Source organism: Paenibacillus lentus (genome assembly GCF_003931855.1).
In the GTDB taxonomy this organism is placed as follows: Bacteria; Bacillota; Bacilli; order Paenibacillales; family Paenibacillaceae; genus Fontibacillus; species Fontibacillus lentus.
The window spans coordinates 4138082-4153098 of the sequence record NZ_CP034248.1; the positions used below are offsets into that span (position 1 = coordinate 4138082).

Annotated in this window: 12 protein-coding genes; 5 read left to right on the top strand and 7 right to left on the bottom strand. The window is 49.7% G+C overall.

What is annotated here, in order from left to right; all coding sequences use genetic code 11:
- Positions 1–212: 212 nt before the first annotated feature.
- Positions 213–551 (top strand): bacillithiol system redox-active protein YtxJ, encoded by a 339-nt coding sequence (gene ytxJ / locus EIM92_RS18700; RefSeq protein ID WP_125084110.1) that lies wholly within the window; start codon positions 213–215, stop codon positions 549–551.
- Between the two features lie 556 nt (positions 552–1107).
- Here the strand turns inward: ytxJ and EIM92_RS18705 are convergent.
- A complete protein-coding gene (locus tag EIM92_RS18705; RefSeq protein WP_125084111.1) occupies positions 1108–3807 on the bottom strand; it encodes an adenosylcobalamin-dependent ribonucleoside-diphosphate reductase in 2700 nt (899 codons plus the stop codon).
- A 675-nt stretch (positions 3808–4482) separates the two neighbouring features.
- On the opposite strand from EIM92_RS18705, the gene EIM92_RS18710 reads away from it, so the two are divergent.
- From EIM92_RS18710 to EIM92_RS18720, 3 genes are all read left to right on the top strand, one after another.
- Positions 4483–6246, top strand: coding sequence for a DEAD/DEAH box helicase (locus EIM92_RS18710; protein ID WP_125084112.1), 1764 nt, complete (start codon positions 4483–4485; stop codon positions 6244–6246).
- 3 nt (positions 6247–6249) lie between these two features.
- A complete protein-coding gene (locus EIM92_RS18715) occupies positions 6250–7185 on the top strand; it encodes a YqhG family protein (RefSeq protein ID WP_125084113.1) in 936 nt (311 codons plus the stop codon).
- 156 nt (positions 7186–7341) lie between these two features.
- Positions 7342–8352: a hypothetical protein gene (locus EIM92_RS18720; RefSeq protein WP_164515156.1), complete on the top strand. Its 1011-nt coding sequence runs from the start codon at positions 7342–7344 to the stop codon at positions 8350–8352.
- A gap of 59 nt (positions 8353–8411) precedes the next feature.
- Here EIM92_RS18720 and EIM92_RS18725 read toward each other — a convergent pair whose 3' ends face one another.
- A complete protein-coding gene (locus EIM92_RS18725; protein ID WP_125084115.1) occupies positions 8412–8630 on the bottom strand; it encodes a YqzE family protein in 219 nt (72 codons plus the stop codon).
- Between the two features lie 238 nt (positions 8631–8868).
- Between EIM92_RS18725 and EIM92_RS18730 the strand changes: the two genes are divergently transcribed.
- Complete coding sequence (locus EIM92_RS18730) at positions 8869–9558, top strand: N-acetylmuramoyl-L-alanine amidase family protein (protein WP_125084116.1); 690 nt, start codon at positions 8869–8871, stop codon at positions 9556–9558.
- A gap of 29 nt (positions 9559–9587) precedes the next feature.
- Here the strand turns inward: EIM92_RS18730 and EIM92_RS18735 are convergent, their stop codons facing one another.
- The 5 genes from EIM92_RS18735 to EIM92_RS18755 are packed head-to-tail and all read right to left on the bottom strand — an operon-like array spanning position 9588 to position 15015.
- Entirely contained in the window at positions 9588–10046 is a 459-nt protein-coding gene (locus EIM92_RS18735) for a hypothetical protein (RefSeq protein ID WP_125084117.1), read from the bottom strand.
- A gap of 5 nt (positions 10047–10051) precedes the next feature.
- Positions 10052–12085, bottom strand: a complete 2034-nt coding sequence (locus EIM92_RS18740) for a S9 family peptidase (RefSeq protein ID WP_125084118.1) — start codon at positions 12083–12085, stop codon at positions 10052–10054.
- Positions 12082–13092: an ABC transporter ATP-binding protein gene (locus EIM92_RS18745; RefSeq protein ID WP_125084119.1), complete on the bottom strand. Its 1011-nt coding sequence runs from the start codon at positions 13090–13092 to the stop codon at positions 12082–12084. The genes EIM92_RS18740 and EIM92_RS18745 overlap by 4 nt, the downstream gene beginning before the upstream one ends.
- A complete protein-coding gene (locus tag EIM92_RS18750) occupies positions 13089–14063 on the bottom strand; it encodes an ABC transporter ATP-binding protein (protein WP_125084120.1) in 975 nt (324 codons plus the stop codon). Before EIM92_RS18750 ends, EIM92_RS18745 begins: the two co-directional genes overlap by 4 nt.
- Positions 14064–14079: 16 nt before the next feature.
- On the bottom strand, positions 14080–15015 hold the full coding sequence (locus tag EIM92_RS18755; protein ID WP_125084121.1) for an ABC transporter permease: 936 nt from the start codon (positions 15013–15015) through the stop codon (positions 14080–14082).
- Between the last annotated feature and the right edge of the window lie 2 nt (positions 15016–15017).

Here is a 15017-nt window from a genome sequence, read left to right on the forward strand (position 1 = left end):
TTCCTTTACCCATGATTATAATCCTTTTTGTTAAATACAGGAAACAACAAAAAGGCAAGAATATATGCCAAGACAAACGAACATTCAAATGTGCAAGATTCTCTTGGCCTTTACAACACCCTTCCTGCTTCGTCACCCACTTGACTACGGGCAGGAGAATGTTAAAATTCAATCAATCGAATGATTACAATTAGCGAGGAGAGTATACATCTATGAACTGGAAAGAAATCACAACACTTGAAGAGTGGAATGAGATCATAGGTAGATCAACGGAGCGCGGACAAGTTATTTTAAAGCATAGTACGACATGTCCGGTTAGCTCTAACGCACTTCATGAATATGAACAATATTTGCAGGACACACCTAATCAGGATTTGGATTATACGCTAGTGAAAGTAATTGAATCCCGTCCCGTGTCCAACAAGATCGCCGAGGATTTAAATGTCAAGCATGAATCGCCACAAATTATTTTCATTAAAGACAAAGCTAAATATTGGGATACCTCCCACTGGTCGGTTACGAAGGCGCATATGGCAGCAGTATTGGACTGATCAGAAGCTTGAGGACGAAATAAACAAATACAAATGACCCGTGAGAGGCTCACTTTCTTCAAAGTGTCCTTCTTACGGGTCTCTGTTTAACACTTGAGGCAGCTTGGTTGCTTAAAGTGTATATTTTTTATGTCTTAACCATGGTAATACGAATAAGATAAGTGGTACATCTTGCTGTCGCTAGTATTGTATATTTGTCTTGAAGCAGAAGGATCTGATGAGGAGTATGTTCCTTCATAGAACAATATATCTACAATGTCAAAATAATGGGTGGCAAGTGGCAATTGATACGCATTCTCGCAGCATTTCAGCGGAAACAAGTTATTAGCGAAAACTTTTTGCACTACGCGTTGACTATAATCATTGTGTAGATTTATTTGTCATCAATCTCAAAGGTAGAAGTTCAATAACAAAATAACCATCCCCCAACAAAAATGACCAGAAGCAACAAATCCCTGTTGTCTGGTCATTTTTTGTGAATATTTATCAATTTTCGAACAGTTAAACTATTCTAATTTATGATATGATGATTCGCTCGTTTCGAAGTTATCCGGTTTTAAGAACACTTGCTATACCCGCAGTTGGCGCAGGTTTTACAGCCTTCCACGTTCAGCAGTGAGGCCGAGCCGCAGGATGGACACAGGTCGCGCGAGGTCGCTGGCGCGCTGAGCTGATGACCGTTGCTGGCATGCTGGTCGCTGACAGCACTACCCGCATAGCCAATGCCTGCTTGCCCGATCTCCTCGTGATGCGCCAGTGTTGCAGCAACTGGAGCCGGGTCATGATCATCGAATGGGCCATGCTCCACATGGATTTCAAGTGCTTTGGCCACGGCATCCGCAATCGACTCGACGCGATTCGGGCCGAAGCCAATGGCGCCGGAGCCGCCAATGCCTTTCAGATGCTTGATCAACAGCTCTACCTTCTGTCCATGGTCGCCGTAGCGCAAGAACAAGGAGCATACGCGGCCGAGAGCTTCAGCCATCGCGAAGACATCCGACCCTGCTTTACCGACATTTAGGAAGATCTCGCTAGGAATCCCGTTAAGATCATTGATTGTAATATACGCCATACCGAATGGTGTGTTTATTTTATACGTTGCGCCGTGAAGAACCTGTGGACGCTTCTTGTACTGCTTATCAAACACCGTTTTCTCACTTGGATCTACTCCGGCAGAGAGTGATTGATCCAGCACGTTTAACGCGGACTGCTCCGTACTTGATACTGTACCGTCTGCACCGTCCGCCAAGACGCTGTTTACAGAATCGCCCTCGGAAGCTTCAGTATCTCCTGAATTAGCATCTACTGCCTCAGCCTTATCTTCCTTCTTTTCCGTTTGCAGAACCTGAATGTCTCGACTGCCATCACGGTAAATCGTTACGCCTTTACAGCCCAGATCGAAGGCAAGCTCATACAAGCGCTTCGTCTCTTCTACAGTGAAATCAGCCGGACAGTTCGCCGTCTTGGAAATCGAGCTGTCTACCCAGCGCTGAATCACCGCTTGCACACGGATATGATCCTCGGCCGACAGATCCATCGCTGTTACAAAGTAATCCGGCAGCTTCTCACCCGGATGTGCATCCATCCAATCCTGAGCGATCGGTACGAACTGCTCGTCGAAGCCAAGCCGACTCTGACGGTAATATTTGAAGGCAAAGTAAGGCTCGATGCCCGTGGATGTGCCAACCATCGTTCCTGTACTTCCCGTAGGAGCCTGGGTAATGATCGTTACGTTGCGTATTCCCTTCTCGCGAACAGCCTCTCCAACCTCTGGATAGACTTCGGTCATGACCTTCATAAATCCGCTCTGCAAATACTTGTCCGCTTCGAAAGCCGGGAATGCGCCCTTCTCTGCAGCGATATCAGCAGAAGCAAGATAAGCTTCTTTAGCGATAAAGCCATATAATTTATCAAGGAATTCCAGTGATTCCGGACTGCCGTAACGGATGTTCAGCTTGATCATCAGTTCGGCAAGACCCATCGTGCCGAGGCCAATGCGGCGCTCGTTCTTCTGGTTCTTCTCGTTCTCTTCAAAATGATACGGTGTCGTGTTGATGACATTGTCCAGGAAGCGCACAGAATAGCGCGTAGTCAACGCCAGATCATCCCAAGCGACATCATGTTTATCTTCATCATAGAACTTGGACAGGTTCATTGCCGACAGGTTACAAACTCCCCAGCCTGGCAGACCCTGCTCACCGCAAGGATTCGTGCAAATAATCGGATTGAAATACCAGCTGTTCGACATCTGGTTGTAGTATTCCATAAATACGACGCCTGGCTCGGCCGACTTCCATGCCGACTCAATGATCGTATGCCAAATTTCCCGCGCCTTCACCGTACGGAAGTGGTTGACTCTACGTCCAGCTGCCTTCCATTTCTCCAAGTCGCCGTCCCATACCTCATTGTAATCGTCATAGGTTGTATCCGGGAAAACGAGCTCCCAGTCCAAATCTTCCTTCACAGCCTTCATAAAGCCATTGCTGACACAAACCGATAAATTCGCGTTGGTCACTTGACCCATCGTTTGCTTGACCGTAATGAAATCAAGCACATCCGGGTGCCAGTCATTAATCATCAGCATGAGCGCACCGCGACGGCTGCCCCCTTGCTCAATCAATCCTGTCGTATAACTGAACAGGCCACCCCAGGATACAGCACCGCTTGATGAACCGTTAACGCCTTTGACGACTGCACGACGCGGACGCAAGGAGCTTAGATTAATCCCAACTCCACCTCCGCGAGCCATAATTTCAGTCATTTCGGACAGTGTCTCCATTATGCCTCCGCGGCTGTCTTTTGGCGAAGGAATGACGTAGCAGTTAAACAATGTCAACTCATCACTGGCTCCAGCACCTGCAGCAATACGTCCGCCCGGCACCAATTTCCAATCCTCCAATACGTAACGGAACTTCTCCTCCCATTCCTGCTGCAGCTCCGGTGTAGCTTCCACCGAGGCCATCGCGGAAGCGAGGCGATCCCACATTTCCTCCGGTGTTTTCTCAATATTTAGCGTCAGCTTCTCAACATCCGATTGTACGAGTTCGCCGGTGCGAGTCTTAACGGTAACCATTTGGCCGTCACGCGCTACAACCTCACCTACTTCTTTCGTCGGAAACTTTGGATCATCCTTGGTCAGTACAAGGACAACATCGCCAACCTTCGCATCGCTGGGATCAGGATTTTTCCAGGCGTACCGATCCAAAAAGATTTTTTCACTAAGCCCCTCCAGACGTTGCTTCTGCCCTGTTTTCAAAGAAAACACCCTCCTCTAAATAATATTTTGCGCACATTTAGCACATCATTCACACGGATTGTCAACTTTTGTCGAATCAAAAAGTCGCATCCTTCCTAAATAGGCACAAAAAAATGTCGGTAGCTGCGCGGGTGTCCTCCCGCACAATTACCGCCGAATTCTGTTATTTCTCTAACCTTTTTCCTATTTAATTTATAACCTTCATCCACATCACATAAACGATCTTTTATGTATAAATCACTATATGTAGTGGGCGAGTATCATTATACTATACAAGATCTCGACATTACAGCTTGGCTACTCTGAAAATTAAGGCAGAATAATGAGATTTAACCCCTAAGTCCTCCTGTTTTCTTCGAATCCCTCTATTTTTCATTATTTCCTTTGAAAACGACTGAAAAATTTTACAAGCTTCTGCTGCTTCCGATCTTGAAATACTTGCTTTAGAATTCCCTCCTTCCCTGCATATCATGCTTCGCTTGCATTAAACTGCCTCTTATATCCCCGATTTCAGCCAGGAATTATCCCATCTTACCTCCATCACAACAGGACAAAATACGATGTATTTCGACATGTATAACTACTCAGCATTTGTAAAGTTATGATTTTCTACTTCATCGTCCATACTACATCTAAATGAATTTAGAAGATGACAGATAAGGGAGGCTTACATTCATGAATCCGAACCTTCCGAATTTCGCCCATTCTCCTACGCAGGCTGTGCCCCTCATCGAATTCGATCACACCTGGTTCGAGGATTTAAACAGCCGTCTGGACAAAGGCGGACCTTGGGACGATTGGAAATTGTTTAATCTAGCTATGGAAGCGGAAAGCGCCTCGCTCGTATCGAGCTTCGAAGAAATATTATGCCTCTCGCACTTGCATGGAGTAGAGCCGCTTCCTCACCAGACCGATACCGCGCGCAAAGTGCTGTTCGAAATGCGGGGACGGGCTATCCTCGCGGATGAAGTAGGACTTGGCAAAACCATTGAAGCCGGACTAATTCTCAAAGAATACATTATTCGCGGACTTGTTCGCAAAGCGCTTATTCTCGTCCCAGCCTCCCTCGTCCTCCAATGGGTGCGTGAGCTCAATCAGAAGTTCGCGATCCCCGCCGTGGCCCAAAAAAAGCTGCATTCCTGGGATAATGACATCGTCGTTGCCTCTATTGATACGGCCAAACGGGATCCCCATAAGGAAATTTTGCTCGGCAGCGAGTACGACATGGTTATCGTCGATGAAGCGCATAAGCTGAAGAATAAAAAAACAACCAACTACCAGTTCATGATCCAGCTTCGCAAAAAATACTGTCTGCTGCTCACCGCGACGCCCGTTCAGAATAACCTGAGCGAGCTGTTTAATCTAATTAACCTGCTCAAACCGGGTCAGCTTGGCGGGCAAAACGACTTTGCAGCCAACTTCGTCGTCGATAAGCGCATACCTAAAAATGAAGAGAAGCTAAAAGCAGAGCTATCCAAAGTGATGATCCGTAATCGTCGCAGCGATGGCGAGCTAGAATTCACCAAACGCATCGTCCGCAACATCCATGTCGAGCTGTCGCCCGAAGAAAAAAATTTGTACGACGGGGTTACTTCCTTTGTCAAAGACCAATATCAAGCAACTGGCGGCGACTTAAGCAGCATGCTGTCCCTGGTTACCCTGCAACGAGAAGTTTGCAGCAGCCGGGACGCCGTGTTCGTAACACTTGTCAATTTATCCAAGAAGCTCGCCCCGGATTCCCCGCTTCGCGATCGCATCTGGGATCTGGTCGGCATTATCAAGACGATTCAGGCCAACAGCAAAGCCGAGAAAGCGATGGAGCTCATCCAGGAAATGGATGATAAGGTGATTGTCTTCACCGAATACCGGGCTACCCAGGAATATTTGCTGAAATATTTTCGCGATCGCAACATGTCGGCCGTGCCATATCGGGGCGGCATGAATCGGGGCAAAAAAGATTGGATGATGGATTTGTTCCGGGGTCGCGCTCAAGTGATGATCGCAACCGAAGCGGGTGGCGAGGGAATAAATCTGCAATTCTGTCACCAAATGATCAACTTTGACCTGCCTTGGAACCCAATGAGAGTGGAGCAGCGTATAGGCAGAGTGCACCGACTTGGACAGAAGAACGATGTGAAAATATATAATTTATCCACGAAAGGTACGATCGAGGAGCATATTTTGAATTTATTGCACGAAAAAATCAATATGTTTGAAATGGTTATCGGCGGCCTTGATGTTATTTTGGAACGTTTTGAGAAAGAGAATTCCCTTGAGAAAAGCATTTACAAAATATTGCTAGAATCCCAGAGCGATGATGAAATCGCCTGCCGCGTCGATTCGCTTGGCCGTTCCCTGCACAAAATTAAAGATGAGCTCGGCAAAGCCCCTCCAAAAGAAACATCTGACAGCAATCTGACTGAATTAATGGGGGGATAACCTATGACTATGACAATGGAACAAATCCAGCAGTATGTTTTGAGCTACCTAAATATTACGGAGTGCCAAATTATCGAGAAATCGCCTCATCACGTTACAGTCAAGCTGTCTCCTCAAGCGGACAAGGATTTAACGAATCGCCCTTATTACTGGGGCTTTATCGAGCGCACGGGAGCCCAGCCGGAGACGATGTCCTTTAAATTCGTCTTTAACGCGGAGCGTCATGATGCAGAACTGGCCGCTGCCGAGCAGCATGCACCTAAGCCGCAGGAGGATGAAATACTCGGACGGCATTTTGGAGCTATTCGGCCACTACCAATACTGGGCCCAGGACGGATTCAGCGGGAGGATCTTTCCTTCGGAAGTCCGCGCCTCCAACAAATTTTTAATGCGGCGCTTCGAGGCGGGCGCTGCGTATATCTGTTTGAAGAGGCCGGTGAGAGACAGCGAATGACCCTATTGCCCGCAGCATATGAGCCGTGGCTAGGCGTCAATTTCAAAATCGAGTTCTGCTGCGATATGAAAAGAGAAGAACTCCGATCCCTAGGCATTTCCCTGCTGACGGGACAGATCGATACCTCATTTACCTCTCGGCTTAGACCGCTTTCGTTGGTCCCCCGGCTACCGGAAAATGTGCATATCGAGCCAACCAGATTAACCTTGGCGGAAGGGCGGGACGCTTTAGAGAAGTTCATCCGCACAGAAGTCGAGGCTTATGACTCTACCTGGGCCGAAGAGGCGAGCGAGCGTCTTGAGGATGAGTTGCTGCTGATCGACGCTTACTATAACGACCTCCTTCGCGATCCCGATGATGAGAAGAAAAAAATCGTGCAGGAACAGTACGAATCGCGCCGTGGGGAAATACGCTGGCAGTACGAGCCGAGGATTGTCGTATCTGCAATAAACTGCGGCATCTTTCATTTGCGCTCCCGAAGATGACGAATAATTGACCCTTCTCGCTAAAAGAAGGCAAAAATAGAATCGCTGACAGACAACCCGTCGCGACAGGTTGAGACAGCCTTCTCTGCAGTCGTCTTTTAAAATTGAAACAAACTTAAGTTCCAAAAATTACGAAAGCTGGTGATCGATCTGCGCATGCTTCGCATTTCATTTAAAATAAGTCTTTCCCTGATGCTAAGCCTCATCTTCCTCATCGCACCTTTACCGCATCTAACGGTGGGACAGGCCCATATCCAGTCTGACCATGGGGCCTCAGTCGATCTGCTGGCCACGGCAACGCATGCACCTGCTCCGAAAGATGCGATTCAGTTTGCCAATCAGCTGATCCACAAGCTATCCGGTGACAAGCCATTTACAAACTGGAAAGGGGCGGACCATGAGTTCCAGCCGCTTGGCCCTGGACTGCACGCCTGGCTCGTTACGCTATATCAGAATAATACACCTGTAGGATACCTCATTATCGGCGCTCATCCTTCGGGAGGCTACGCCTTAATCGAATATGGCGCCGGTTCCGAGCCGTTGTTCGACACCGCCGCACTCAAGCGGGCACTGGCCGCTGAGCATAGCGCGTCCGACCGCCTTGCGCTTCAATCTCTGGAAATCCAGCAGCTCTATGCCGGGCCGCTACTCGCCGAATGGCGCATTATTAACCGTGCTGACAAGTCCATTGGGATGCACGCTGCCAATGATGCACTGGCCCTGCAGTATCGCGATGCCCGCAACGCGGATCCTTTGCCGGATAACGAATCCATATGGCAGAAAATGCGATCTGTACCGATCAAGCTGTCAGCCCTTATCATTACTAGTGGACAACCTCAAGCCGCCCCTGACCCACCTACTATTACAGCGGAGAGCTTTGATCCAAACGATAATCTTTTGTGGCTGACAAACGATAAGCTTAAGCTCACTCCATCATCATTTGCCAAAGAGCTGCGTCAGCATAAATCCCTGATCTTCGCGGCGCGAGGAGAGGGTCGCAATTATACCCTACCTTTACCCGTCTATGGCTACCAGTCCTGGACACAAGTGGATGACACCCGTGCAGAATGCCTTTACATCCTGACCGGATCAGCCAAGTCTCCCCGGTTCATCGCTTTTGACGAGATTGCGAAGGCTGGACAGTTCTACAGCAGCACAACGCCTTAAAACACAAACAGAGCCTGGAGCTTAGCGTTATGCGCTAAAGTTTCAGGCTCTCTCTAAACTCACTTGCGGTCGGCCGTGCCCTTTCCTTTTCCGTTAAGTGACGGTTTTTTCGCTACCTGCCCCCACATCATCCCTAAGCTAAACGGGATCATACCGAACCATCTGCGGCTCCACGGCTCCTTCTCTCTGCCTCGGCTGCGGCGAACATCCTTCGGCGTCTCCATATAGTCGACGACTCGTTCGGTAATGTACTTGACCAGTTCGTCTCCCTTGGCCATGTCATATCCCTCCTTCTAACAATATTGCATCATCACTTGAATTACATATCGTTAGTTTACACCGATTGCCTATCCTCTAAACCGCTGAACCGTCATGATCATGCATTTACTATCTATCTAATAAGGGTAAGCGTTTTTGATCTGTCTAAAAAAGTGCAAGAGCATCTTTTTAAGCAATGCATGAATTTTCAAAATCTGACTCAATCTATAGTAGACATCTAACCCTGGAGGTGAGTTCATGAGACGTAAATATGTTCCCTTGTTTATGCTAATATTCGTCTTTGGCAGCATGTACGGCCACGGCCCTAATGCATATGCTGATGACAGCTCCTTTAGGCATGCCTTCCCTCAACCGGTTATTCTTATCGATGCAGGGCATGGCGGAATCGACGGTGGAACTTCTTATGGAGACATTCTGGAAAAAAATATAAACTTGGAAATCGGGCGGCGTCTTTACGTTATTCTTCGTAGTCACGGATACGAGACAATCCTGAACAGAACTGGAGATTACGCGCTAAGCGATGATAACCGCTGGCTGCGCAGCCGTTCCAGACATATCCGGGATCTAGCACAGCGCAAACAGCTCAGTAAAGAACTCCCTTCGGAAATCGTCGTCAGCCTGCATGTGAACTGGGGCAAGAACAAATCCAAGCGCGGTCCGATTATCCTTCATCAAACCGAAGGCCGCAGCGCATTCCTCGCTGCTTCGATTCAGAACTCTCTAAACAATCTTTATGGCACCTCATCTTTACCACAAATCGGCAAACCGTTTTATTTGCTAAATTACGTGGATAGTCCTGCAGTCATCGTCGAGACAGGCTTTATTAGCAACGCCGAAGACCGCGCCATGCTTAACAGCAAACGCGGCCAACAGAAAATCGCCGAAGCGATATATGGAGGAATCGTCCAATATTTTACGGCAATATAGGATTGTAACTACAAAGATTATTGATAAGATTATTGATACTTCAATTCAAGCCGGACAGTTGTCCGCTGCCCGGTTTTCTCCCCTGTAATGTCATTCTCTTCGATGACGTTCCACTGTCTGCTCACGAGTAGACGCAGCGTCTCGATCTTGTCCGGCTCTATGGATAACTGGCGTAAGGTCAGATTTTCCTGGATGTAGTCATGATCGACTTCCTTCCCGAACCGAAAGCGCAGCAGTCTTTTTAACCCATTAATATGCAGGAACTTAAAAACATAATCGTTGCGGATTGCCTCTTCCCAATCATCGCCCATCTCTTCTGCTGTCTTTAATCGATCCGCAAAATCCATGTCCGGATCCTTTGACTTCTCCAACAACGGAGCATAATTCCCTTGGCGCAAGCAATCAATGATGAATTCTTTGGACTCCCCGCTAGATAAAGCATTCTCTACGAGAAAAGCTACAGGAATAGATAACAATACTTGACCCATACCAATCATTCCTTTTCATGCAAATATTGATTAAACCACCAGATCACTTGATTGTAGCTGTCGACTCGTAACGAGGGCTTGCCGCTTTTCAGCAACGAATGGTTAGAGCCGGGAAAGCGAATAAGCCGAGTCTTTTTCCCGTATCGCTTTAACGTTGTATATAGCTCCTCTGCTTGGGTTATAGGAGTACGGTAATCATTTTCACCGTGCAAAATCAGCAACGGCGTCTCAATCCGGTGCGCGTGAGCCAGCGGCGATCTCGACCACAACAACTCGGCATGCTCCGCTGGGTTGCCGCCGATCACACCTTCGACATAGGATATTCCAATATCGCTCGTCCCATATAGAGACAACCAGTTGGAGATGCTTCGCTGGGTAACGGCAGCCCGAAAACGATGAGTATGAGCGACGATCCAGTTGGTCATAGCACCACCGTAGCTTCCTCCGGTAACTCCAAGCCTGGATTCATCTAGAAAATCATACCGCGACAGCAGCTCATCGACCGCTTCCATTAGATCGCGATAATCTCCTCCAGCGAAGTCCCCCCTGCACGCCTTGGCAAAATACTGCCCATACCCCATACTGCCCCGCGGGTTAACCCACATGACCGCATTTCCCTGTGCGGCCAGTGTCTGCATTTCATGGCTGAATGTTCCGGTATACATCGCATGGGGTCCCCCATGAATTTGCAGTATGAGCGGTATCTTTTTTTCAAATACATGCCCTGGAGGCAGCAGTAGCCAGCCATGAATCTCCATGCCGTCCGTCGATTCGAAGTAAAACCGCTCCGGCGCACGAACCTGAAGAGAGTTCATATATTCCTCATTGCGCCGAGTCAATTGCTGCTCCTTCCCGGTTTCGATATCCACCCGATACAGCTCGCCTGGCCGCTCGCTCGTCAAAGCGGCGACAACGAGGTAGCTTCCGTCCGGGGCTAAGGTATATTGATAGACATCCTTCTCCTGCCCATGCGTCACCGCCCGGTAACTTCCGTCGGCATGGAAGCCATAGACATGAACACAGCCCGCTTGCGTACCGAGCACGAACAGGCCAAACGGCGAATACTCCCAGTTAAACGATGGAATCGCCGAGGGGGCGGCCGCCTTCATATCGCTGAGCGCGGCGTTTCCAAGCTGCATATCCAACTCCGGAGCTAGCCGTACCGGCTTGCCGCCTTCAGTGGATACGACATACAGGCGCTGATGGCTGCCGCTTCCGTAGACGCGGTCGCTTGCCAGCAGCGCCAACTGCCCGCCATCTGCCGAATAAGCCATCTGGCTGATCAACAAGCTGGAATCGGTAATTTTAACCGGTGAGCCCCCGCTGCGACGAACAGTATAAACATCCGAATAATGCAATAAATCCAAGTCTGCCGAGGCAGACTCACTGTAGGGCTGTTTGGATACAAATGATACAGCCTCACTGTCCGGCGACCAGACAGGCGAGGAAATGTCCCATGTGCCTGATACGAGCGATGCAATATTACCGCTATCCAGCTCTAACACAAACAAATGGGTGTATAACCCGTCCCACCAGCCGCGCCCTTCGGCCTTGGGCGTCGTCCGATCAAAAGCATAGCCCTTGCGGTTCGCCTGTTCCTTTGTCTTTTCCGTGTCAGCCTCTTCCCTTGCTGCATCCAGACTTACTCGGCTCGTAAAAGCAATATAGCGCCCATCGGGTGACCAGACAAAGGCATCCACGCCATGCTTCACTTCCGTATGCTGTACCACCGGATGCAAGCTTCCCGCTGCCTGTTCAAACATAGCGCTGTGAAGCTGCTTAACTCCCCTGGCTACCCGCAGAAAGGCAAGCCGCGAACCATCCGGTGACCATTGCGGGGCAGAATCCTGCTCCCCGTCCGTCAGTCGCTGATCTCCGCTCCCATCCATGGCTGCGGCCCGAATATGCGTAATGTATTTATTGTTCTCACGATCCACCGATTGATTGACATAAGCCACCGTCCCAGAAGGGCTGATAGACGGCTGGCTGATAAATTGATAGCCATACAAATCTTCCGGCTGAATTGGACGTTTATTCATCTTGCTCCCTCCTTATCCTTTGAATGCACCGTCGGGAAATGACAGGCTGCAAAATGGCCTTCATTATACTCTTGCAGCAATGGTGCTTCTATACGGCAGCGTTCCACAGCATAAGGGCAGCGTGGATGAAACGCACAGCCTGACGGCGGATTCGCCGGACTCGGCATTTCCCCCGAAAGCAGAATACGTTCCTTGCGCAGTCTGGGGTCAGGCACGGGCACTGCCTCCAGCAGCGCTTCCGTATACGGATGCAAAGAGCGGTTGAATAAATCCTCCCGCGGGGCGAGCTCTACAATTTTCCCCAAATACATGACTGCGATCCGATCGCTGATATGCTTAACCGAAGGCAGGCCATGCGCGATAAAAATATAGGTAAGCTCGAACTGCTCCTGCAAATCCTTGAGCAAATTAAGAATTTGCGCTTGGATAGACACATCCAAAGCCGATACAGGCTCGTCGCAGACAACCAGCTTAGGCTTCATCGCCAGAGCGCGGGCTATACCGATCCGCTGCCGCTGTCCACCGCTGAACTCATGCGGATGCCGATCCACCAGATGCGGGCCAAGCCCAACGGTCTGCAGCAAGCGGTAAACCTCATTGCGCAGCGCTTCACCCTTGGCTAGTCCATGTACCTGGAGCGGCTCCGCGATAATATCGAACACCTTCATCCGTGGATTTAACGATGAATAGGGATCTTGGAACACGAATTGCAAATCCCGACGTACTTTGCGAAGCTCCTGATTGGACAGTTCAGCCAAATTCCTTCCCTGAAAAACGATCTCGCCCTCTGTAGGCTCCAGCAGCTTTGTGATCATTTGGCCTGTTGTTGATTTACCGCAGCCGGACTCCCCGACGATCCCTAGCGTTTCCCCCGGCAGAACCTTAAAACTCACGCCGTCAACGGCTCTGACTACCCCACCTTTACCCGGCAACCAGCCTTTCTTTTGCGGGTAATGCTTCTTTAATCCTTTCACGTCAAGAAGCGGCTCTGTGCTTGTCTTTTTCAATGTGAAATCTCCTCCATCCGCAGACATCTCACCCTATGGTCGGCTTCCTTTACACGCAGCTCCGGCCGTTCCGTCTTGCACTGCTCCTCCGCGTAAGGACAGCGGGGATGGAACGGACAGCCTTCCGGCATATTCAGCATGTTGGGCACAGTACCCGGGATCGAGTCCAGCCTGTCCCGCTGCTCGGTCAATGTCGGCAGGGAGCCAAGCAGACCAAGCGTATATGGGTGACCAGGTTTTTCGAACAAATCGAACACGCTAGCCTCCTCCACCACTTCACCCGCGTACATTACAGCGACCCGATCGGCCATTTCCGCCACGACGCCTAAATCATGCGTGATAAGAATAATGCCCGTATTTTCCTGCTCGCTCAGTTCGGCGATTAGCTTCAATATTTGTGCCTGAATCGTCACGTCCAGCGCAGTCGTCGGCTCATCGGCAATAAGCAGCTTAGGCCGGCAGGCCAACGCCATTGCAATCATAACCCGCTGGCGCATTCCTCCCGAGAGCTGGTGGGGATAATTTCCCGCCACCTTAGCTGCATCCGGAATCCCTACCCGCTCCAGCATTTCAATGCCCAACCTGTGAGCCTCTGCCTTGCTGACCTTCCGATGTTGCACGATGACCTCGCGAATTTGATTGCCGATCTTAAATACAGGATTAAGCGAGCTCATCGGTTCTTGAAATATCATTGAAATCTCATTGCCGCGAAGCCTGCGCATTTCTTTCTTGGACAGCTCCAGCAAATTTTTCCCTTCAAAATGGATTTCTCCCTCTACCTTGCCCGGAGCGCGAACTAGCCCCATGATCGAAAGCGATGTAACACTCTTGCCTGATCCCGATTCTCCTACAATTGCAAAGGTTTCGCCTCGGTTTACCGTAAAGCTGACCCCACGCACAGAGGGAATGATCCCCTCTTCTGTCTTGAAGGAGGTTTTCAGATGCTCAACCTCGAGCAATTTCACAGTCATAGATGATCCCCTCCTTCTAGCCCTTCATTTTCATGTGTGGATCAAGTACGTCCCGAAGCCAATCGCCAAGGAAAATAACGCCCAGCACCGTCACCGTAATGGCCAATCCCGGAAATGTAGCTACCCACCAGCTTGTAGCGACATACTGTCTTCCATCACTCAGCATTCCACCCCAGGATATATCCGGAGGCTTAATGCCCAGCCCCAGAAAGCTGAGCGAAGCCTCCATAATAATCGTTGTTGCTACATTCATCCCCGAAATAACAATGAACGAGGATAGAATATTCGGCAGAATATGCCTCACGATAATTCGTCCATGGCTAGCCCCTACCGCTCTGGCCGCCTTCACGAAATCCCTCGCCTTAATACTCAGTACTTCTCCGCGGACGACCCGGGTATAGGACACCCAATTGGTAACGCCAATGACAAAAATCAGCGTCGTCATCCCGGGGCCCACAACGGCGAGTACAACGAGCATGAATAAAATCGTGGGGATGGCCATAAAAGCATCGGCAATGCGCATAATGACAGCATCCACCCATTTACCGTAATAACCCGAAATAAGGCCAAGAACTGCGCCGATCATCCCCGATACCAACACGGCACCTACCCCGACAAGAAGGGATACTCTCGAACCGTATACGATTCTGCTCCACATGTCCCGGCCCAAATTATCCGTACCCAGCCAATGCTCCGAGGTACCCCCTTCCATCCATACCGGAGGCTTGAGCCGGTTGAGCGGGTTCACTGCATTCGGATCATGCTCAGTGAGGAGGGGAGCCAGCAGCGCCAGCAAGCATACGATGATCACCAGCACGGCGCCAAGTGCTCCCGTCTTGCTTCTCAGCAGGCTTTTAGTCAGCATGCCCACCCCCGCCGCTCTTTGTCTTTGATCCTGCGCCTGATCCTGCGGCGCGGGCGTCAAGGACGGCATGTCATTCATCACAGCCATAT

Excerpts from the sequence above, each read along its gene's own strand:
- EIM92_RS18710 (WP_125084112.1), top strand. The coding sequence starts at position 4,483 with ATGAATCCGAACCTTCCGAATTTCGCCCATTCTCCTACGCAGGCTGTG.
- EIM92_RS18725 (WP_125084115.1), bottom strand. The coding sequence starts at position 8,630 with ATGGCCAAGGGAGACGAACTGGTCAAGTACATTACCGAACGAGTCGTC.
- EIM92_RS18720 (WP_164515156.1), top strand. The coding sequence starts at position 7,342 with ATGCTTCGCATTTCATTTAAAATAAGTCTTTCCCTGATGCTAAGCCTC.
- EIM92_RS18730 (WP_125084116.1), top strand. The coding sequence starts at position 8,869 with ATGAGACGTAAATATGTTCCCTTGTTTATGCTAATATTCGTCTTTGGC.
- EIM92_RS18715 (WP_125084113.1), top strand. The coding sequence starts at position 6,250 with ATGACTATGACAATGGAACAAATCCAGCAGTATGTTTTGAGCTACCTA.
- EIM92_RS18750 (WP_125084120.1), bottom strand. The coding sequence starts at position 14,063 with ATGACTGTGAAATTGCTCGAGGTTGAGCATCTGAAAACCTCCTTCAAG.
- EIM92_RS18755 (WP_125084121.1), bottom strand. The coding sequence starts at position 15,015 with ATGGCTGTGATGAATGACATGCCGTCCTTGACGCCCGCGCCGCAGGAT.
- EIM92_RS18740 (WP_125084118.1), bottom strand. The coding sequence starts at position 12,085 with ATGAATAAACGTCCAATTCAGCCGGAAGATTTGTATGGCTATCAATTT.
- ytxJ (WP_125084110.1), top strand. The coding sequence starts at position 213 with ATGAACTGGAAAGAAATCACAACACTTGAAGAGTGGAATGAGATCATA.
- EIM92_RS18735 (WP_125084117.1), bottom strand. The coding sequence starts at position 10,046 with ATGGGTCAAGTATTGTTATCTATTCCTGTAGCTTTTCTCGTAGAGAAT.